This is a genomic window from Pseudoalteromonas sp. M58, assembly GCF_042604605.1.
Taxonomy (GTDB): Bacteria; Pseudomonadota; Gammaproteobacteria; order Enterobacterales; family Alteromonadaceae; genus Pseudoalteromonas; species Pseudoalteromonas tetraodonis.
Genome location: NZ_CP152390.1, coordinates 58,708 through 78,617 on the forward strand (window position 1 = coordinate 58,708; position 19,910 = coordinate 78,617).

Below are 19,910 nucleotides of genomic sequence, written 5' to 3' on the forward strand. Positions count from 1 at the left end.
CTCGCGACTGCGTAATACAAAGTGCAAATTAATAGAGGCTATTAAAATTTAGGCACAAAAAAACTACAATTAAGTGGCTTGTAATCAGTAATGGTGGAGAGAGAGGGATAGACTTACTTACATCCCTGTAATTAATCGCTGCGCGACGCTTGCAGCGGCCTAAAATGTTCCAGACATTTTATCGAACCCTGTCGAGAGTGCTCACCCTCCCTATTTCTTAACGGAGTTAAAATTTAGGCATAAAAAAACCACAATTAAGTGGCTTGTAATCAGTAATGGTGGAGAGGGAGGGATAGACTTACTTACATCCCTGTAATTAATCGCTGCGCGACGCTTGCAGCGGCCTAAAATGTTCCAGACATTTTATCGAACCCTGTCGAGGGTGCTCACCCTCCCTATTTCTTAAAGGAGTTAAAATTTAGGCACAAAAAAACCACAATTAAGTGGCTTGTAATCAGTAATGGTGGAGAGGGAGGGATTCGAACCCTCGATAGAGCTACAAACTCTATACTCCCTTAGCAGGGGAGCTCCTTCGGCCACTCGGACACCTCTCCGACGCATTATTCAGCGTGTTATCAATCGGAAAAAACCAATTAATACAAATAAGTGGTGGAGAGATAGGGATTTGAACCCTAGAGGGGCTATAAACCCCTGCCGGTTTTCAAGACCGGTGCATTCGACCACTCTGCCATCTCTCCACGTCGTGATGCAGGATAATACTTAGGTGAGTTGCCTGTGTAAATAGCAAAAAGATCGTTTGATTAAAAAGTGAGCGTAAATGCGGTTTTTTTTGTAAATTATGAAAATTAAAGATGATTTTTAGCTATGAGGAGGGAGCTGGCAGCAAACAGATGGAGCTAAAGAAGAAACTTCATTTAGTGGTTGGGTGTTTGCTGCAACAATACAAAAATCATGGTTGGGTGATTATTTGTATTGAATTGCACCGCCAAGTGCTAATTTTTTTCCGTAACGGTTAAGTTTAGCTAACATTCTCGCTTTGCGATTAGTTGGTTTAACTGCAACGTGAGTTGTGGCTGTTTGGTTTAATGTATTAATTGGGTTCATTGTATTCGCTCCAAGGTTGTGTCTGTTGAAAACGTGTGCATTTTGCCCGTAGGTTGGTTAAAAATAAAGCGATAAAAATTGCTGGTGAAGTATTAGTTTTTTTAATCCGAAATCGCTTTATTAATTTGTCGTTCAACTACTGGTTTATTATTTTTTGTATAATTATTCATGTGGGCTCATTGCTATGTCGCTTTTATATGGGGTCTTTTCGGTTTTTTTTGAGTTTAAACTGTTTATAAAAAGAGTTTTTTGAATATTTATTCAGATTAAATTATTTTGTATTGGTTGGGCTTAACTTTACTTTGTTCAAAGATTTAACATGTTATTTATAGGTGGTTAATTATTTATCAGATAAGAGCAGTAAATAAACGATAAAAATAGTGTTGCGAGGTTTTTAAATTATAAAAAAAGTGCCTAGGTTACTAGGCACTTTGGAGTTAGTTGCGTTTTAAAACGCTTCTAACTGGGGAACGTACCATCTCATGAATATAAATCTAAAAAGATGGGTTTAATTATGTTTGCAATTTGGGCTTACAATCATCAGCTCGGACGGCATTCTAAGTGATCTAGAGCGAAGTGAAGATTATACTTTGGTTTGTATTTTACTATGAAGCCACAAAATGCCTCTGCACAGCAAGAGCAGATCCGCTCAACAGTCTATTATTTGAGTTAAATGGGACTGGTGGGGGTAAAAAACGCAAAATGCGGCATAGCTTAAAAGCAAATGCCGCAAAGGGAGATTAATTAAAATGCTGAGCAGTTAGTGCTGTTTTATAGTAAATAACTCATAGCCTTTTAATGCAGGCACTTGCGCAGCAAGTTGAGTTTCTTGTTGTGCGATTTCAACAAAGTCACCACACAGTGTATTTGCACGCTGTTCAAGTTTTTTTGCATGGAGCTCTACTTTTTCTTCTATTTGTGCGCCCATATTTTCCATGCGCTCTTCAAAGGCTTGCATGTCGCCACCTGAACCCATTAGCTCAGAGCCTAATGCTACTAAAATACTGCCCATTGATTGCATTACGGCCGACTCAACGGCAGTTTCTATTTGTTGTTCAAACTGCTGTTCAAAGTTTTCACCAAACTGAGTGAAGCTTTGCTGGCCCATGACAAATGTACCTTGTTGGTAAAAGGTACCCTCTACTTCTTGTTGAATATCGTCCATTAAGGTAGCAATGTTATCGAGGCCATCAATATTAAATGCATTGGCGACTTCTTCTAATGCAACGCCCGCAATTTTAACGCCATCAAGTGCAATGTTGGCTACTTCAGGTAATTGCGCACGTAAATTATCTGTGTAGTTGGTCAGTGCTTGGCGCTGAGCGCTATTTAATGCTACTTGCTCGCCATTGATCGACAACTCACCTTGAGTGGTAAAAGTCATACGTTGATTGTTGGCTTTAAAAATTTCTAATTCACTTGGCTTTATACGTACATCGTTTTTAAACTCAACTTTACATTCGTCGTTACTAAATGTAATTGAAGAGCTGTTATCGTTATGAGCCATGGCGACGGGGGCGCACATAATTGCGCTAACTAATATTAATTCTTTCATGTTTATTCTCTGTTTTTTGCTGATGATAATTAACTTATAACAAGTTTGGTGCCAATAGTTTTTAGTGTTTAAAAACAGTGGCTTGTGATTTTTAAGGTGCTTTGAAGTTGAAAGTAAAGTCATTGAAAAAGCTAAAATTTGGTCAAAATAACCAATAATCAAATGCTAATAAATAAAATTTATCGATACGATAAAAAACTCTCACTTTCCACAATTCAAATTTAGCGCTATTTATTCACAATACTGACACAGAGACTATTTAGGATAGCGATGTGGCTTTATTTTGACGTAAATTTGTACAATGAATTTGCGTTGAACATTTTAATTTCACCAATTATCGCGATACAAGAATCCGTAATTGGTCTCAAACACTTTATGGAGTGGGTTGTGGGTAAGACATTTAGTTACGATGCGCTAGATGATGATTTTGTTGAAGACGAATACGAAATGGTCGGGCGTAATCAACACGACAAGAAAAAGCAAAAGGTGAAAAGAAAGTTAGAGGATTACCTTGAGCAAAAACGCTTGCGTAAAAACCTAGGTGAAGATGACTTAAACGATTATATTGATTAGGTTGTCGCTAGTACAAATCAGTGCCGACATATTAGCTTTTAACTGCTACTTAGGTAGTATTTAAAGCTCTGTGGGTTGGTAATAAAGAGGCTTTATGCCTCTTTATAATTTTTAAGCCTCAAACTTTAGCTGCGAGCAATGCTTTTTCAATTACTTTTTCTAGTTTTTCAGGTTTAGTAAAGGGCGCGTAGCGCTTAATCGGTGAGCCATCTGCATTAATCAAAAACTTTGTGAAGTTCCACTTAATTTTTCGTGTCAAAAACCCCGGCAATACAGATTTTAAATAGCGAAAAACCGAATGTGTATGCTGACCATTAACGTTCACTTTTTCTGCGATTAAAAAACTAACTCCGTAATTGATTAAACAACCTTGCGCTATTTGATTCGCGTCTCCAGGTTCTTGCTGGCCAAATTGGTTACACGGGAAACCTATAATGACTAAACCTTGGCTGGCATACTTTTCGTGTAATGCTTGCAATGACTCGTATTGATAGGTGAATCCACACTCACTTGCGGTATTTACTATTAACACAACTTTACCTACAAACTCTTTAAAATCGATAGGTTGGCCTTGCAGGCTAGTAGCACTTAGTTGATGAAATGGGTGCATATTATTAAGCTATTATTTGTTTATTTGGCATAGTCTAACCTTTGCTTGGTGATTAACAAAGTCGAAATAGTGAACACTGCTATGGCGTTACTGTTAATTTAAAATCAAAAATAACCCCATACCAGCAAGTGTGGTTAGGTAAATATTATGTGTTTTGTAAGCAACTATAATGGCTACAATCGCTGCGCTTAAATAAGGGTTTTGCCAATTTAGATTAATGCCACCATCATTTATAAATACAATCGGCACCCAAATCGCTGTTAGAACCGCAGGTGCACTGAAGCTCAAAAACTGCTGCATTTTAGGCCCTACTTTAAATGGTAGCGCGCGGTGTAAGAATAAATAACGGGTAAAAAAGGTAATACATGCCATAAGTAAAATAGTCGTCATCATGATTTAGCGTCCTTATTTTTTACTATTCTAGTTACAGCGTAACCTGCACTCATTGCTAATAGTGCTGAGCATACTAACCACAGCTCAAAGCCTGTGCTTTTTAATAAAGTAGCACAGATCCCTGCAACAATGACCGTGACAAGAGTGGCTAAATTTTTAACTCCTGGGATAACCAAAGCAATAAAGGTTGCAGCAATCGCAAAGTCGAGTCCTAAATTGGTTAGATCAGGGAGCATAGTGCCGGCTACAATACCGATAAGTGTCCAAATATTCCAAGCAATGTAAAAGCTAAAGCCTGCGCTGAGCGCGTAAATTAGGCGCGTTTGAGTCTGGTAGGCGCGAGGGTGATGCGAAAAAGCAAATAGTTCATCAGTTAAGACAAAGCTGACTGGAAGGCGCCAACGCATGGGTTGCTCAATCACTTTGTGACGAACCGCCAAGCCATATAAAAAATGGCGAGAGCTAATAATAAACGTGGTAAATAAAATGGTTAATAGAGGGGTATTACCAGCAATGAGCTCAATTGCAACCAGCTGCGCCGAGCCTGCAAATACCAGTAGCGACATGGCTTGAGTTTCAAAAGGGGTAAAGCCATTTTGTATTGCCAACGAGCCACATAAAATCCCCCAAGGAATAACGGCTAAACATAATGGCAGCATATCTAAAAAGCCTTTTAGTATCGGTTTTTTAATGGACTGCATGTGTTTTACTCTGCGCACTGGTAGAAAGACTCATTAGGATACCTTAATATTAAGATGCTAAAATAGTTAGCGTTTTAGATGATACTGTTTTTTAGGGAAGGTGCAATGTTCAAGGTAAAAGTGTGGGATGGCTTTTTAAGAAGCTTTCATTGGTTATTAGTATTGAGTATTGCTGCGCTTTATTTTAGTGCTGAAGAGGGCATGATAGAGCTACATTTTGTGGTTGGCTTTTTTACTTTAGCGCTTATCTCAACGCGGATTATATGGGGTCTTATAGGCAGTAAAACGGCAAGAATATCGGCATTACTGCATTCTCCTAAGTCGGTGCTTGCTTCTTTTAGTGGCAAAAAAATAAATGATGTGGGCCATTCTGCACCAGGTAGTTATATGGTGTTATTATTTTTTATACTGATTATTACGCAACTGGTTAGTGGTTTAATGAGCAGTGATGGCATTTTAACTGATGGCCCGTTAGCGCAGTATGTATCGAGTGATACGATTGATTTTGCCAACTGGCTGCACCATATCAATTTTGATATTTTATTTTATGCGATTATTTTGCATGTTGTGGCTATTATTGCTTACAAAATTAAAGGCAAGCCTTTAGTAAAAGCAATGATCACCGGCAATAAAGCACTGCCAACACAAAGCTCAGAGCCTGAGACAAAGTCACCATGGATTGCATGGTTTTTATTGTTACTATTACTGATTTTATTAATGAGTACTTGGGGAAGTGAGCCTTTAAGTTATCTGCTTAGTTAAAAAAATGGCGCTAATACAGCGCCATTTTTATTGTTTAATACACAGAATTTATTAGTCTTTGAATTGCTTATGGCAATCTTTACAGCCTTTAGCCCATGCACCAAATGCTTTACCAATGACCGCTTTGTCACCTGTTTGAGCTGCTACAGCAAGTTCATCAGCATATTGCTGAAACGCTGTCGCTTTTTTCATAAAAGTATCGTTTTCAGACCATACCGCAGGAAGTGCTGATGTATCGCCTTTTTCAGTGCCTGCGTAAAAGGCCTCCCAAGGCATTTTAGATAATGCCGCCGCGTTATTTGCACGCTGTTTGAATTGCTCTGCATCAAAAGGAATTTTACCCTTAAGCATGGCACCCATATCGCCTATTTGAACTGAAATCATAGAAAATGCAGCTTGGCGATACTCAATTGCATCACTCGGCTCTTTAAATGCAGAATTTGCAGATACACTAAGTGCGCATGTAGATAGTAATGCCCCGATAAATACTTGCTTCAATTTCACTTTACTCTACTCCTTTGAGGGTTCTTTAATTATCTTTGTATATTAGCTTAGGCTTTAGTTCAAGGGAAAGCATAGATTATTACTTTGATATTATTAACGGGATTTTAATCGGGCTGATATTATTTTACGGTTTATTGTGAATGTTTGTAAATGCAGTGTTGCTGCTTGTTGTTTGATTGTGTACATTCAGGTGTCATAAAAATAACCAATGAAGAGCATTTATGAAAAATAATATTTTTAAGCTGTCAGCGTTGTCTGCAGCGATAGTAATTTCGCTATCAGGGTGTGGTGGAAGCGATAATGATAATAACAATACAGTTCCAGTTGTTACTGATGTAGCACCAAAAGCGAGTGATGTTGTCGTTACTGATTTAAAACAATGGGTTCCAGTTACTGCAGACTTTAAAGCAAGTGATAATGATGGTGACGCACTTACTTTTAGTTTTACTGAAAATGGCGAGGCAATTACCGCGCAAGATGGTGTCTTTAAGTTTAGCCATGGTATGTTAACAGTAGAGGGTACTTCGTTTACATATGTGCCTGTTTCTGGTGAAGATGCGGTTATTGATTACACAGTAACTGCAAACGGTAAAACGGCCTCTGCGAAAATTAATATCTCAGGAATTATTGGAGATCCTCTTGCAAATCAGCAGTGGCACCTAAACAATACAGGTCAGAAAGCTTACTCGCTTAGTGATGAGATGAAACAAGGCTTAATTGATTTGTACGTTAGTTTATTTGGCGATACAGAAGAAGAAGCACAAGCCGATGTCAACGCTAGCTTTGCTCAATCAGAAGCGACAGAGCTTGTAGCTGGTGAAGATATGAATGTTGTTGATGCTTATGCTCAAGGTGTTACTGGGGCAGGTGCAACGGCAGTTGTGATCGATTCGGGTATGGAAATCCGCCATGAAGATTTAATCGATAATGTATTACCAAACCGCTCTTTAAACCTAAATGCTGATGCGACTGACCGTACAGATCCTACTAGTATGTCAAACAGTGGTGATCATGGTACAAGTGTTGCTGGTTTGATTGCTGCAAAAGGTTGGAATGGTAAAGGTGGCCGTGGCGTTGCTCCTGATGCTGGTTTAATTGGTATGAATTATCTTGGTGGTGCTAAAATCCCACAAACTGAGTTAATGGTGCATGGTTTCCCTGGAAGCGGCATTAGCACAACAGAAAATATTTCTGCGTTTAACCGTAGTTATGGCATAACTTTCCCAACATTTATTGCATATTCAGAATTAGATGAAGCTATTGAGTCATACCCAAACCTAAACCTGCGAGATGGTAAGGGGGCACTTAATATGAAATCGAGTGGTAACTCTTTTGTTGATGGCGGTGATGAAGGCTCACTATGTGAAGATAATGGAGCTAATGACTTAGGTTTAACGTGTTATAACGGTGCGTTTGAGCCAAGCCAAGGCCATCCTTACTATCTAAGTGTTGCTGCTGTAAATGCAAATGGTAAGCACACTAGCTACTCAACAGCAGGTGCTAACTTAATGGTTTCAGCGCCAGCTGGTGAATATGGTCGTTGGGCACCTGCAATGGTAACAACGGATCAGATGACATGTATCAACGGTTACTCAGGCTTTAATAGTGGTGCTGTTGCAAGCTTTACTCAGAGATATGGAGAAGAGTTTGCCATAAGCCAGTTCCCATTTAACTATCCTGGTAATGAAGATAACGCAAGTTGTAACTATACATCTACATTTAACGGTACATCGTCTGCTGCGCCAAATGCATCAGGTGTAGTATCACTTATTCTTTCGGCTAATCCTGAACTAACTTGGCGTGATGTGCGTCATATATTAGCGTCAACAAGTACATTAATTGACGCTGAAAATGCCCCTGTAAAATTAACTACCGCAGATGGTGAGTTTGTTGCACATGATGGTTGGGTTGAAAATGCCGCTGGTTATAGCTTTAATAACTTATATGGCTTTGGGCGTGTAGATGCAGGTGCAGCGGTTGCAATGGCTAAGTCTTATGACGCTTCATTAGGTGAGCAAGTAATCACGGATTGGAATGGTGTTGGTTCAGCCGTTTCTGAGAGTGCACTAGCATTAGAAATTCCTGATAACAGTGCTACAGGTTTAACGCAAGAAATTGTAGTTACAGAAGAATTAAACATTGAGGCAATGCAATTTAAATTTGATGTAAGCAACCCTGAAATGGGCTTCGGCCTAGCTGATGGTACTCAAACATCTGCTGGTAATGATTTAGCTATTGAGGTTACTTCGCCAGCGGGTACTCGAAGTGTATTACTTTCATCTAAACAAGCTTTGTTTTACCCTGCATATAGCTTCACGAATAGCTGGAGTGTAGGTTATGTACTTAAAGACGCTGTGATGCTTTCAAATGCTTTCTACGGAGAGTCTACGAAAGGTACTTGGACTGTTCGTTTGTTAGATACAAGCGCAGATAGCTTTGCATTTAGTCGAGGCTCAAATAATTCTCTAGGTGTTACTGGTATTAGTAATAATAACTCAGCAAGTGTACTTGAAGGTGTATCTCTTCGTGCATTTGGTCACGCAGGTCAAGAGTAAGGATTATAAAGATGAAAATTAAACAATTAATCGTATTGGGTGCTGCTGCGTGTATTTCGTTTGGGGCAACAGCAAACACTAGCTCAGATAAAGAGCTTCAGCTTCCTAAGAAACAAGTAGCTAAATTAAAGTTTGATAAAGCGGATTTTGGTTCTTACAAAATTGAAAAGAACTTACGTTTAGTGCCTTCGAGTGTTGCTTCAGAAGAGCATGTCGTTATGCAAAAAGGTGAGATGACAGTAGTAAGCGTAGATAAATCGTCTGATGTGGTCACAAAAGGAACATTAGTTCGTAATATTTTTACTAATAACCTAACGTCACTATCAGGTAATATTACTATTCTTTTAAAAGATGGTATGAGTGCAAGCGATGTTGCTTCGGCTGCAGGTTTGAAGGTCGTATCTTTATTCCCAGGCACTAAAATTGCTGTTTTAGCTGTAAATGATGGTCAAGATATTTTAGTTGCATCAAAGCAGCTAAAAGAATCTGGTTTGATTAAAGAAGCTAAAATAGAAGTGTTAGAAACTATTTACACTGCACAGTAATCTGTTTTAAATAAGTAAAACCCCGAGTAGCACGATTGACTCGGGGTTTTTTATTATTCGTTTATATCTATATCTGCGAAAATCATCCCTCGACGCATACTGCGCGTTGCCAAAAACACCTCACCGAGTAATGACATAAATGCACATATCAGTAATGCCATTGCACCAACAAAACAGCTGCCAATAGTGACACCTAAATTAATTGACTGTATGTGAGATAAAAATAACAGCATAACCACGGCGCAAACTAATAGTGCACTTAATACACTTAAACTAAATGCAATGTGTATGCAGCGAGAGCGCTTAAGGAGTGCTCTAAGCTCTGTAGTCAGAGACAAGTTAAATTCTTCATCGGTGCTAACTTTTAATTTTCGCTCTAACTGTCTGGCTCTGTCTGTAATTCGCGCCAAGCGATTAGATAAAACCCCGAGCGTTGCTGCAATACCAGTAATTAAAAAAACGGGTGCAACCGCTGTTTGAATGACTTTAGCCATTGTTAAAATGTTAATTACGTCGTTGTTCATTTTTATCCTTATTAATTAGCAGCATGAAGAGGCTATATAATGCTACTTCGTTATTGTTAGGATAACTGAAGTCATAAACATATAAAAAGAATTTCTAGGCTCTCTTTTTACATAGCTTCACAAACTAAATCTCCGTGCTATTAAATATTAGGTATATTTAATAAAAATAAAAACTACAGAGATTCCAATCAATGAAACACACCCCATTTGTTCTTACTTTTATATCCTTAGCTATTTTAGGGGGATGTAATAAAGCCCCTGATGTTGAGCAATCAGCAAAGGTTGAAAATGTAGCTGCTCAAACCGAAGTCATGCCGCCGATTGCGAAGAAAGTGCCATATGAAATGACAATCCATGGCGACACTCGCATCGATGATTATTACTGGATGCGTGATGATGAGCGAAAAGATCCTGAGGTACTTAGTTACCTTGAGGCTGAAAATGCTTATACAGATGCAATGCTTGCGCATACAAAAACGTTACAAACTAGGTTATTTGAAGAGCTAAAAGGGCGAATTCAAAAAGACGATGATTCAGTGCCAGTTAAAAACGGTGACTATTATTATTCATCACAAACTCGCGGTGATAACGAATACGCAACTTATGTACGTAGTAGTGATTTTGCAGGCACTGACCAGCAGGTTATTTTAGATGTAAACGAGCTAGCTAAGGAACATGATTATTATGCCGTAAGTGGTTTAGATGTAAGTCCAAACGGCAATTTAATGGCATATGGTGAAGATACCGTAAGTCGTCGTATTTATAATATAAAAATAAAAGACTTAAGCACTGGTAAATTACTCGAAGATACGCTTAAAGGTACGAATGGCAGTGTTGTTTGGGCAAACGACAACAAAACGCTTTATTACATAAAAAAAGATTTACAAACTTTACTAGGTTACCAAGTTTATCGTCATACGCTCGGTACCCCACAGGCTGAAGATGAACTCGTTTATGAAGAAACAGATACCAGTTATTACATGGGTATTAGCAAAAGCAAAGACGATTCAGAAATTTATATCTGGCACAGCAGTACAACTGCGTCAGGTGTATCGGTTTTAAGTGCTGATGATGTTAAAGCTATGCCAAAACGCTTGATTGAACGTGAAGCGGATCTGGAGTATGGAATTTCTAAGCTGGGTAATACTTACTACATTGTCACTAATTTAAACGCAGTCAACTTTCAGTTAATGAAAGTAGATATTGATAAAGCTGGCGATAAAGCTAATTGGCAAACGGTGATCCCCGCTCGCGATAATATAAAATTAGAAGGCATCGACTTATTTAACGATTACTTAGTGTATCAGCAGCGTGAAATGGGTCAGTCGACTATTATTGCTCGTAACTTAACCACGGGTAAAGAGATACCGCTTAGCTTTAACGACAGTGCTTATACAATTAGCACCTACGGTAACAATGATTTAAATAGCGATACATTACGTGTGTATTATACCAGTATGACAACACCCGCTTCATCGTATGATGTTAATTTAGCTACTGGCAATAAAACATTACTTAAACAACAAAAAGTACTCGGTGATTTTAGTGCAGATAACTACGCATCAGAGCGAATTTTTGTCACTGCACGAGATGGTATTAAAGTACCGGTAAGCCTAGTCTATCGCAAAGACATGTTTAAAAAAGAGGGAACTAATCCGCTGCTACAATATGGTTATGGCTCGTATGGCGCGACCATGGATCCTACCTTTTCTAGCGCTCGCTTAAGTTTGCTCGATCGGGGTTTTGTATTTGCCATTGCGCATATTCGCGGTTCACAAATGCTAGGTCGCCCTTGGTATGAGGACGGTAAACTACTGACTAAAAAGAACACCTTTAACGACTTTGTAGATGTTACCAAGGCATTGGTTGAGCAAAAGTATGGTGCAAAAGATAAAATATTTGCTCAAGGTGGCAGTGCGGGTGGCTTGTTAATGGGCGCAGTGGCAAACCAAGCTCCTGAGTTGTATAAAGGTATGGTGGCTGCGGTTCCATTTGTTGATGTAGTGACCACGATGCTTGATGCAAGTATTCCACTTACAACCAACGAATACGGTGAGTGGGGTAACCCTAACGAGAAAGAATACTATGAGTATATGTTATCGTATTCACCTTATGATCAGGTCAGTAAGCAAGATTACCCAAATATGTTAGTTACTACTGGCTTACATGATTCACAGGTACAATATTTTGAGCCTGCAAAGTGGGTGGCTAAGCTGCGAGATTACAAAACAGATGATAACAAGCTACTGTTTAAAATCGATATGGAAGCAGGGCACGGAGGTGCATCAGGTCGCTTCAAACGCTTAGAAGATACTGCATTAAATTATGCTTTTATGCTTGATTTAGCGGGTGTGAATAAGTAACTGGTCTGGCAATATCAATAAGCGCAGCTATTTGCTGCGCTTTTTTATTTTTAAATATACACAAATGCTTTGCATTGGATAAATAAGCATTTACATTAAGGTGGCTAATAGGTGTGAATATTATTTTAGCGCAAAATAAAAACGAGAAGGGAGAGTGTAATGGAACAAAATCAAGAGATTAAAGTCGTCAATAAAGATGACCGCACATGGGCAATGCTATGTCATTTAAGTGCATTAGCGGGGTTTATTGTGCCATTTGGGTCGGTACTCGGCCCTCTTATTATCTGGTTAATTAAAAAAGATGAAATGCCAATTGTTGATATACATGGAAAAAAAGCCCTTAATTTTCAAATTACTATGGCAATAGCTTATTTTGTTTGTTTTTTACTAATTTTTGCAGCGGTTGGTTTACTACTGTTACCTATGGTGGCTATTTTTTCATTTGTGATGGTGGTTATCGCAAGCGTGAAAGCCAACGATGGCAAAGAGTTTAATTATCCCCTTAGCTTAAATTTGATAAAATAACTGTTTTTATTATTCGGTGAATTGGTTTTAAGTTAAAAAATCGTTCAAACCCAGCTAATTGCTGGGTTTAGTTTTTAGCCATTAGGGAAAAATGCTCTATATAACATTATTTTTTACAGCATTTATATCTGCCACGTTATTACCTAGCTCGTCTGAAGTATTGATGGGTGGCATGATCATGCAAGGCAATACTAACTTATGGCTGATTTGGTTTGCAGCAACCTTGGGTAATGTACTTGGCAGTTGTGTTAACTATTGGTTAGGGACGCAGGCATTGCGTTTTAAAGATAAAAAATGGTTTCCAGTATCTGAAAAAGGGCTTAAAAAAGCACAACAGCAGTTTAATAAATATGGTGTTTATAGCCTGTTGTTTGCTTGGCTGCCCATCGTTGGCGATCCACTAACCGTTATTGGCGGCGTGTTTAAAGTTCGCTTTACTACATTTTTAGTGCTGGTAATGCTCGGCAAGGGGTTGCGTTATTTAGCGGTAATAGCCCTTGCCGTTGGATTATTTGTGCCAGTCGAGGGTTAAAGAAACCGAATCGGCAAAGCGCAACGCATGAGGTTTATCTACTCGAGCCTTAGCATAATTAACACTTGGGTGTGAGTGGCAAACAGCAAGAATTTCAGCAACTAGTTTTTCTAACAATAAAAAGTGTCCTTGCTCCACTAAGCTAATTACCTCTTTAGTAATCACTTTGTAGTTAAGTGCTTGGTCTACTTCATCTGTTTCACAAGCTTGATCAGCAGGGTAGTGAATTTCAAGGTTAATGACCACATCTTGTTTTTTTTCACGCTCATCAGGATTAAAACCAATAAATGTGCGTAGCCGTAAGTTAGTTACATTAATAATTGCGTTTGCCATACATTATCCTTTGATCAGCTGTAAAAACTCATTACGTGTTTTCGGATCGGCTCTAAAGTTTCCTAGCATTACCGAGGTACGCATGCTTGAGTTCTGCTTTTCTACACCACGCATCATCATACACATGTGTTTTGCTTCAACAATTACACCCACACCTTTTGCACCGGTTACTTCCTCAACCGCTTTTGCAATTTGATGGGTAAGCTGTTCTTGAATTTGAAAACGACGCGAAAACATATCAACAATACGCGCAAACTTAGATAAGCCTAATACTTTGCCATCAGGAATATAAGCAATATGACAGCGGCCAATAAAAGGGAGTAAATGATGTTCACACATAGAGTAAAGCTCGATGTCTTGTATCAATACCATGTCGTCAGCGTCAGAGGTGAATACCGCATTGTTAGTGATTTCGTTAAGCGTTTGACGATATCCTTGAGTAAGGTACTCCATCGCTTTTGCAGCGCGTTTTGGGGTATCAAGTAACCCTTCACGTTCAGCGTCTTCACCTACAGCAGTTATAATTTTTTGATAGCTTTCTTTTAATTCGTTATGCATAAGTTTCTCAGTTTTATTAGGACTTACTTAAGATGGCGACCACCATCAACAGGTAAAGCACGCCCTGTGATGTAATGGCTGTTCAGTAGTAGGTCTATACTATTGATAATTTCTTGGCATCCAGGTTCGATACCCATTAATGATTTTTTTAAAGTTTTAGCGCGATACTGCTCATCATCATGTTGGTTAAAAATAATTAATGATGGTGCGACTGAATTCACTTTTATGTTAGGTGCATATTTAGCACTAAATGATTTAGTTAAGTTATCCAGTGCGGCTTTACTGGCCGCATAAGCAAGATGTTTTGGGCTGCCTGTTTCCACTACATAATCAGTCAAATGAATAATGTCAGCGGGTTTAGCATGCGACGCCTGATAATTTAATAGTAAATCTGCGCAATGTAAGTTTACCAAGTACGGTGTTTTTGCATGAATGCGCATCATATTGTCAAACAGCTGCTCAAAGTGAGGGTTGTTAGCTTCACAGTCCCAGCTTGATGCATTATGAATAACCGCCCTGAGTGAGTCAGTGTGTGATTTAAGCAACGTAATAAAAGTATTAATGCCCTCATCAGTACTAAAGTCAGCATAAAGACAGGTAACCCCTTGTTGTTCCAACGAATCAACAGCCTCATGACGGGTCCGATAAGTAATAATGACCGCTTGCCCTTGGGCTATAAAGTGCTTTGCCAGCGCAAGCCCTATACGTTGTGCTGCACCAGTAATCAAAATAGGGGGTGTCATAAAATATAAAACTCTCTGTTGGCAAGCGTTAAGGTTAACTTTTAAAAATTTAAGCCACTTATTTTCACGTCATGTTTACGTAAAATACAAGCGGCTCGATCAGTTAAATCACGCTTATAATATTGATTTAAAAAGCATCGTATATTGTTGGAATAGGCTGGCGCTTATGTTGCGTGCGCTGGTAAATTGCAATTAGCGTTTCTTCTACATGACTTGAAACTGCTTTACCTTCTAAAAAGTCATCAATTTCTTCATAACTTAAGCCAAGTGCTTCTTCGTCTGTTAGTCCTGGTCTATCACTTTCTAAATCCGCTGTTGGTGCTTTCTCAACTAAAAGCGCAGGCGCACCCAATGTGGTTGCTAATGCGCGAACTTGGCGTTTTGATAGGCCAAATAAAGGAGCCAAATCGCATGCACCATCACCAAATTTAGTGTAAAAACCAGTAATATTTTCAGCACTATGATCGGTACCGACCACTAAGCCTTGGCAAAAGCCGGCTATTTCATATTGCGCAATCATGCGTTGACGTGCTTTGACATTACCTTTAATAAAATCGATTTTATCTTGCGAAGGGAGTGTTTGTTCGGTACCCGCGAGAGTTGCCATTGTCTGCTCATGCAGAGCATCGGTTGCGGGTTTAATGTTTACTGTCATGCGGGTGCTCGGCTTAATGAAATCAACCGCCATTTGCGCTTCACTTTCATCAGCTTGAACGCCATAAGGTAGGCGTACAGCAATAAATTGATAATGAGTGTCAGGGTGTTCTTGGTTTAGCTCATCAATAGCAAGTTGACACAAACGGCCACAGGTCGATGAATCTACACCACCACTGATCCCTAGTACAAGAGAGGTTGAATATGCCGCTTTTAAACGTGCTTTAATAAAATCCACTCGGCGTTTAATTTCAGCGTTTACATCAATCGAAGGCTGAACTTTCATTTCAGCCATAATCTCGGCGCGCATGGCCCGCTCCTTTAGTTAAATAATTTTTACGCTCTACATAGAGCAACTATTATGTGATTTCATATTTATGAATTAAAGCCCTAAGTGAGCTTTTATTTGTTTAAGCTGGACTTTTAGCTCATCAATTTCTGCAAGTAAGTCATTTAGCTCAGTGTTTTTTATATCATCAGTGTGTGTTTGTGCCTCAAGTGAAGCCTCGTTCACAGATGATTGATCTGCAAATAAATGAATATATCGACAATCCCGTTTACCTGATTCGCGCGGCAGCTTTTTAACATGATTGCTTCGAATTAGTTGTTCAAGTGACTTTTCAACATCATCAATACGAGCAAAGTCGGCAAGGCGGCTACTGCGTGTTTTTAATTCGCCAGGTGTTTGTGCGCCTCGCAATAATAATAAACAAATAATCGCCCTTTGCTGTTGATCAAATTGCAGGTGACTAAACTCAGTATTACAAAAACGATGATCGTATTTATTAACTCGCCCAGACAGCCCTTCATTTACAGTGACTAATCGCAGACTGATTAATTCATCAACGGTTGTTTGAACTTGCTCTTCTGTATAATTAACAACTGGCGCGCGATTCGATTTTTGATTACAGGCATTTGTTAATGCATTTAACGATAAAGGGTAGTGCTCAGGTGTTGTGCTTTGTTTTTCTAATAAACAACCAATAACGCGTTGTTGCTCCATTGATAATTGCAATTGCATACCTTATTTCACCTAATAAATTCTATTTTTAGCTTACACTGTTATTTGCTTGTAAGCCATTGCTGGAGCTTAGAATGAAGAGTTGTGGCATTGAGGGGTTTAGTTAAATAGTCATCCATACCAGTGGCCAAACATTTGTCTTTATCACCCTGCATTGCATTTGCGGTAAGCGCTATTATTGTTATGTTTTTATTTACCTTGCCTGCTTTGCCTTCTCTGATGGCAATAGTTGCTTGGTAGCCATCCATCGTAGGCATTTGGCAATCCATTAATATTAATTGATAAGTGTTAGCTGGGTTTTGATTCAACTTTTCAACTGCCTCAGCACCATTTTCAGCAATCTCAAATGTCACGTTCAACTGTTTTAAAAAAGCAGCGGTAACAACTTGGTTAATTTTATTATCTTCTACTAATAAAACATGCGCCGCCAGTGTATCTGTCATAACCTCAGTGGCAGCAAGCGACTTTAGTTGTGTATCAACGTGTGTTTGCTCGATAGTGCTTTTTGCAGTCAGCGCATTTTGTAAATCAAAAGGGGTGAGTGGTTTAAATACGAGGGTTTCTTCGGTTAATGGTAAGGTCGCGTTTTTATTTGTATAACTCATGGGAGCCATAATAATTAAATGGCTGTTACTTTTTATTAAAAACTGCTTAAGTGCGAGTGCTTGAGCTTCGTATAATGGTTCAAATAAAGCACTGTCAACGAGCACAATGTTTGGTGGGGTATCTTCATGGCTATTAATGTAGTCACTGATAGACAGGTAATCGCAAATCGTGCTGACCTTGCCCCCCCAGCGAGTTAATTGTTTTTTGGCAATAGTGGTATTGAGTAAGCAATCATCAATAACCCAAATACGCTTATTTTTAATTGCTTGATATGCTTCGTGCTGTTGAACTAATTGAGGGATTATCTTTATAAAAAAGGAAAATGTACTGCCTTTATTTGGTGTACTGCTCACATTCACTTCGCCACCCATGAGCTCACAAAGCTGCTTTACAATAGCAAGACCCAGGCCTGTGCCACCATATTGGCGTGTGGTTGATGTGTCTGCTTGAGTAAATGAGTCAAATAAATGGGGCTGTTTCTCTGCGCTGATTCCTATACCTGAGTCAGCGATTGCACATTCTAAAACTGTGGCGTCAAGTGTGTGGGCTATTTTAGCGGTTACCAATATTTCACCGTTTTGGGTGAATTTAACGGCATTACCAATTAAGTTACTTAAAATTTGACGTAATCTATTCGGATCGCTAATAAATTCGCTGCTAGTGATATGTGTTGCATCCAAAATTAACGTGGTGTTATTTTGTTCGGCTTTTAATGCAAATGACTCAACCACTTCACCCAGTAAGCGAGGTAAATTAAATTGAATATTTTCAATGTCTAACTTGCCAGCCTCTATTTTAGAAAAGTCTAAAATATCATTAATAATTCCTAATAATGACTCTGCAGATGATTGCGCAAGTTTAATATGATGCTTTTGTTGTTGATCTAATTGGGTTGCTTTAACAATATTAAGCATTCCCAACACCCCATTCATGGGTGTGCGAATTTCATGGCTCATACTGGCTAAAAACTCACTTTTTGCAATCACAGCTTGTTCTGCGGCTTCTTTTGCCTTGACTAGTTGTGCCTCTGTTTCTATACGTTGTTGGCTAGAGTAAAGGCTGCCAATTAAAGCCCCTACAGCAATTAAAAAGCTTTCTTCATTATGGCTCCATGTTCTAACTATATCTTGCTCAGCACAAACTATTCCAATAGAGCCACTGCTTGCAGGAATAAGAACACACAGCATCGCCTTGACTGAAAACGGTTGAAGGTAGCTTTCTTTGATAGGGGCTAAGTAGGGATGTTGTTGAGCATCATCAACACAAAATATCGCTTTTCGTTCTATTGCGGTAAAAAAGTCAGGAATAGTTTCTTGCAGCCACGGAATATTATTTTCGCTACCTGAACGATTAAAACTCGCAAATTGAATTAGCTGGGTTCTTTGTTGATTAAACAATTTTATACTGGCGCAGTTTACCTCAAGGGCTTGGCAAATAGACTGCGTGATTAATTCTTTAGATTGGCTTAGTTTGCCATTTAATATTTCATCACTCACCGTTAAGGAGGCCAAGGTTTCGTTAAAACGAGCAATTTTGCGATTTTCTAATTCTACTTTTTTACGGGCATCAATATTTTGTAATGAACCAAATATTCTTACACAACGGCCATTTTTATGTTCAGCTTCACCGTGAACAAGTGCCCATACAGGCTGACCATTTGCATTGATCACTTCAAGCTCAGTTTCGTAACTTTCACCATGCTTAATTGCTCTTTCAACCAGTTTAGCGATTTTTTCTCTACTTTCACCTTCTTTAAAATAGTTTAAATTTTCTGACCATTTTGGTTGCTCATCTAATGGGTATTCAAATATTTTTTTAGTCATATCTGACCAAAACACGTGTTTTTTTTCTAAGTTAAACGACCATGCACCGACTTGTGCTAAATTACTCATCACCTCAAGCATTCTTTCGCTTTCTTGTTCACGGTTGAGTATTTTTAGATAAAACAAAAAGGCAGAAATGAGCAAGCCTAACACGGTTAAAATAATGAACCGTAAAGGCCAGATCGAAGAACTCACTGGTTGCCAGCCTTGCTTGGGTATAACATAAAGCTGCCAAACACCTCCTTGAAAGTTTAAAGTAAATTCTAGAGGGTCTTGATCAGTAATAGAGGGGCCACCGAAAAAAACTCACCTTGCTTACCTAATCCATTACGTCCTTGTATTGCTATATTATAATTTTGCTGTAGTTCAATAATCCCCGAGTTTTCATAAACTTTTTCTATATCGAGTACCACTGAGAGCAATCCCCAAAAGGCGTTATTTTCTGGCAAGTATACTGGTACGCGCGCAATCAAGGCTTCGCTGCCTTGGATAAGCTGAAGTGGACCTGCCATCACGATCGTATTCGTGTCTCTTGCTTTAATGGCATCTTCGCGCTGTGCTTTATTTTCCAAAAAATTAAGACCTATCGCTTTTTCGTTACCTTTAAGCGGATGGGTCATTTTTATTACCATGCCTGGCGCCGCGCCAATGTTACGTAGCTCATTTGAGGTTTCAAAAAGTGGGGCTGCAATTTGTTCAAAGCGAGTTTGATCTAAGTTTGGCTCAGCGGCAACAGCAATAGCTAAGCCACGAATGAGTTGAATATTAGACACTAATACAGCTTCAAGTTGTGCTCTATAGGTACTTACCTGCGACAGAGTGCGTAATCGATAAGCATCTTTCTCACGGTGATAATTGACGTGATCAAGCACCAAGCTGATAGTGATTATCAACACCAGCGATAATAAAAAAGTCAGCTTAGCGTTATTAATTCGGGTGCGTTTGTTTTTGCGCTGCGGGGACAT

At 39.0% G+C, this 19,910-nt stretch carries 19 protein-coding genes, 2 tRNA genes and 1 pseudogene; 7 read left to right on the plus strand and 15 right to left on the minus strand.

The features are described 5' to 3' along the window. Window positions 1–461: 461 nt before the first annotated feature. From AAGD16_RS00295 to AAGD16_RS00310, 4 genes are all read right to left on the minus strand, one after another. Window positions 462–554, minus strand: a tRNA-Ser gene (locus tag AAGD16_RS00295). Window positions 555–607: 53 nt separating this feature from the next. Continuing rightward, window positions 608–698 (minus strand) — tRNA-Ser (locus tag AAGD16_RS00300). A gap of 226 nt (window positions 699–924) precedes the next feature. Then, window positions 925–1,065 carry a hypothetical protein gene (locus AAGD16_RS00305; RefSeq protein ID WP_008113257.1) on the minus strand — a complete coding sequence of 47 codons (141 nt, stop codon included), beginning with the start codon at window positions 1,063–1,065 and terminating at the stop codon, window positions 925–927. 760 nt (window positions 1,066–1,825) lie between these two features. Further along, entirely contained in the window at window positions 1,826–2,620 is a 795-nt protein-coding gene (locus AAGD16_RS00310; RefSeq protein WP_377112930.1) for a YggN family protein, read from the minus strand. 387 nt (window positions 2,621–3,007) lie between these two features. Between AAGD16_RS00310 and AAGD16_RS00315 the strand changes: the two genes are divergently transcribed. Further along, window positions 3,008–3,193 (plus strand): PA3496 family putative envelope integrity protein, encoded by a 186-nt coding sequence (locus AAGD16_RS00315; RefSeq protein WP_008108975.1) that lies wholly within the window; start codon window positions 3,008–3,010, stop codon window positions 3,191–3,193. A 118-nt stretch (window positions 3,194–3,311) separates the two neighbouring features. Here AAGD16_RS00315 and AAGD16_RS00320 read toward each other — a convergent pair whose 3' ends face one another. The 3 genes from AAGD16_RS00320 to AAGD16_RS00330 form a co-directional block, all read right to left on the minus strand. Continuing rightward, a complete protein-coding gene (locus tag AAGD16_RS00320) occupies window positions 3,312–3,803 on the minus strand; it encodes a glutathione peroxidase (protein WP_013463695.1) in 492 nt (163 codons plus the stop codon). Window positions 3,804–3,896: 93 nt separating this feature from the next. Beyond that, window positions 3,897–4,196 (minus strand): AzlD domain-containing protein, encoded by a 300-nt coding sequence (locus AAGD16_RS00325; protein WP_016900234.1) that lies wholly within the window; start codon window positions 4,194–4,196, stop codon window positions 3,897–3,899. After that, window positions 4,193–4,897, minus strand: coding sequence for an AzlC family ABC transporter permease (locus AAGD16_RS00330; protein WP_028834880.1), 705 nt, complete (start codon window positions 4,895–4,897; stop codon window positions 4,193–4,195). Before AAGD16_RS00330 ends, AAGD16_RS00325 begins: the two co-directional genes overlap by 4 nt. Before the next feature lie 105 nt (window positions 4,898–5,002). Here AAGD16_RS00330 and AAGD16_RS00335 point away from each other — a divergent pair, with 105 nt between their 5' ends. Beyond that, on the plus strand, window positions 5,003–5,659 hold the full coding sequence (locus AAGD16_RS00335; protein ID WP_013463698.1) for a cytochrome b/b6 domain-containing protein: 657 nt from the start codon (window positions 5,003–5,005) through the stop codon (window positions 5,657–5,659). A 51-nt stretch (window positions 5,660–5,710) separates the two neighbouring features. Here AAGD16_RS00335 and AAGD16_RS00340 read toward each other — a convergent pair whose 3' ends face one another. Then, a complete protein-coding gene (locus AAGD16_RS00340; protein ID WP_013463699.1) occupies window positions 5,711–6,163 on the minus strand; it encodes a cytochrome c in 453 nt (150 codons plus the stop codon). Between the two features lie 221 nt (window positions 6,164–6,384). On the opposite strand from AAGD16_RS00340, the gene AAGD16_RS00345 reads away from it, so the two are divergent. Next, window positions 6,385–8,718 carry a S8 family serine peptidase gene (locus AAGD16_RS00345; RefSeq protein WP_013463700.1) on the plus strand — a complete coding sequence of 778 codons (2,334 nt, stop codon included), beginning with the start codon at window positions 6,385–6,387 and terminating at the stop codon, window positions 8,716–8,718. 11 nt (window positions 8,719–8,729) lie between these two features. Next, complete coding sequence (locus tag AAGD16_RS00350; protein ID WP_013463701.1) at window positions 8,730–9,263, plus strand: hypothetical protein; 534 nt, start codon at window positions 8,730–8,732, stop codon at window positions 9,261–9,263. 53 nt (window positions 9,264–9,316) lie between these two features. Here AAGD16_RS00350 and AAGD16_RS00355 read toward each other — a convergent pair whose 3' ends face one another. After that, complete coding sequence (locus AAGD16_RS00355; protein ID WP_013463702.1) at window positions 9,317–9,787, minus strand: DUF2721 domain-containing protein; 471 nt, start codon at window positions 9,785–9,787, stop codon at window positions 9,317–9,319. Between the two features lie 191 nt (window positions 9,788–9,978). On the opposite strand from AAGD16_RS00355, the gene AAGD16_RS00360 reads away from it, so the two are divergent. From AAGD16_RS00360 to AAGD16_RS00370, 3 genes are all read left to right on the plus strand, one after another. Next, window positions 9,979–12,150 (plus strand): S9 family peptidase, encoded by a 2,172-nt coding sequence (locus AAGD16_RS00360; RefSeq protein ID WP_138686361.1) that lies wholly within the window; start codon window positions 9,979–9,981, stop codon window positions 12,148–12,150. Between the two features lie 159 nt (window positions 12,151–12,309). Continuing rightward, window positions 12,310–12,675 (plus strand): DUF4870 domain-containing protein, encoded by a 366-nt coding sequence (locus tag AAGD16_RS00365; RefSeq protein WP_010392586.1) that lies wholly within the window; start codon window positions 12,310–12,312, stop codon window positions 12,673–12,675. 91 nt (window positions 12,676–12,766) lie between these two features. Next, window positions 12,767–13,207, plus strand: a complete 441-nt coding sequence (locus AAGD16_RS00370; RefSeq protein ID WP_377112939.1) for a YqaA family protein — start codon at window positions 12,767–12,769, stop codon at window positions 13,205–13,207. Here AAGD16_RS00370 and folX read toward each other — a convergent pair. From folX to AAGD16_RS00400, 6 genes and pseudogenes are all read right to left on the minus strand, one after another. Beyond that, complete coding sequence (gene folX / locus AAGD16_RS00375) at window positions 13,184–13,540, minus strand: dihydroneopterin triphosphate 2'-epimerase (protein ID WP_013463705.1); 357 nt, start codon at window positions 13,538–13,540, stop codon at window positions 13,184–13,186. The two genes, AAGD16_RS00370 and folX, sit on opposite strands and share 24 nt — an antisense overlap. A 3-nt stretch (window positions 13,541–13,543) precedes the next feature. Continuing rightward, a complete protein-coding gene (gene folE / locus AAGD16_RS00380) occupies window positions 13,544–14,098 on the minus strand; it encodes a GTP cyclohydrolase I FolE (protein ID WP_008108996.1) in 555 nt (184 codons plus the stop codon). Between the two features lie 23 nt (window positions 14,099–14,121). Beyond that, window positions 14,122–14,841 (minus strand): dihydromonapterin reductase, encoded by a 720-nt coding sequence (gene folM / locus AAGD16_RS00385; RefSeq protein ID WP_013463706.1) that lies wholly within the window; start codon window positions 14,839–14,841, stop codon window positions 14,122–14,124. 127 nt (window positions 14,842–14,968) lie between these two features. Beyond that, window positions 14,969–15,805: an ammonia-dependent NAD(+) synthetase gene (gene nadE / locus AAGD16_RS00390; protein ID WP_013463707.1), complete on the minus strand. Its 837-nt coding sequence runs from the start codon at window positions 15,803–15,805 to the stop codon at window positions 14,969–14,971. A gap of 72 nt (window positions 15,806–15,877) precedes the next feature. Continuing rightward, window positions 15,878–16,510, minus strand: coding sequence for a YceH family protein (locus tag AAGD16_RS00395; RefSeq protein WP_377114741.1), 633 nt, complete (start codon window positions 16,508–16,510; stop codon window positions 15,878–15,880). A gap of 47 nt (window positions 16,511–16,557) precedes the next feature. Beyond that, window positions 16,558–19,910: pseudogene (locus tag AAGD16_RS00400) on the minus strand (ATP-binding protein).

Bases quoted from the DNA above. Each gene is read 5' to 3' on its own strand.
- AAGD16_RS00305 (WP_008113257.1), bottom strand. From the start codon at position 1,065: ATGAACCCAATTAATACATTAAACCAAACAGCCACAACTCACGTTGCA.
- AAGD16_RS00310 (WP_377112930.1), bottom strand. From the start codon at position 2,620: ATGAAAGAATTAATATTAGTTAGCGCAATTATGTGCGCCCCCGTCGCC.
- AAGD16_RS00320 (WP_013463695.1), bottom strand. From the start codon at position 3,803: ATGCACCCATTTCATCAACTAAGTGCTACTAGCCTGCAAGGCCAACCT.
- AAGD16_RS00325 (WP_016900234.1), bottom strand. From the start codon at position 4,196: ATGATGACGACTATTTTACTTATGGCATGTATTACCTTTTTTACCCGT.
- AAGD16_RS00330 (WP_028834880.1), bottom strand. From the start codon at position 4,897: ATGCAGTCCATTAAAAAACCGATACTAAAAGGCTTTTTAGATATGCTG.
- AAGD16_RS00335 (WP_013463698.1), top strand. From the start codon at position 5,003: ATGTTCAAGGTAAAAGTGTGGGATGGCTTTTTAAGAAGCTTTCATTGG.
- AAGD16_RS00345 (WP_013463700.1), top strand. From the start codon at position 6,385: ATGAAAAATAATATTTTTAAGCTGTCAGCGTTGTCTGCAGCGATAGTA.
- AAGD16_RS00350 (WP_013463701.1), top strand. From the start codon at position 8,730: ATGAAAATTAAACAATTAATCGTATTGGGTGCTGCTGCGTGTATTTCG.
- AAGD16_RS00355 (WP_013463702.1), bottom strand. From the start codon at position 9,787: ATGAACAACGACGTAATTAACATTTTAACAATGGCTAAAGTCATTCAA.
- AAGD16_RS00360 (WP_138686361.1), top strand. From the start codon at position 9,979: ATGAAACACACCCCATTTGTTCTTACTTTTATATCCTTAGCTATTTTA.
- AAGD16_RS00365 (WP_010392586.1), top strand. From the start codon at position 12,310: ATGGAACAAAATCAAGAGATTAAAGTCGTCAATAAAGATGACCGCACA.
- AAGD16_RS00370 (WP_377112939.1), top strand. From the start codon at position 12,767: ATGCTCTATATAACATTATTTTTTACAGCATTTATATCTGCCACGTTA.
- folX (WP_013463705.1), bottom strand. From the start codon at position 13,540: ATGGCAAACGCAATTATTAATGTAACTAACTTACGGCTACGCACATTT.
- folE (WP_008108996.1), bottom strand. From the start codon at position 14,098: ATGCATAACGAATTAAAAGAAAGCTATCAAAAAATTATAACTGCTGTA.
- folM (WP_013463706.1), bottom strand. From the start codon at position 14,841: ATGACACCCCCTATTTTGATTACTGGTGCAGCACAACGTATAGGGCTT.
- nadE (WP_013463707.1), bottom strand. From the start codon at position 15,805: ATGCGCGCCGAGATTATGGCTGAAATGAAAGTTCAGCCTTCGATTGAT.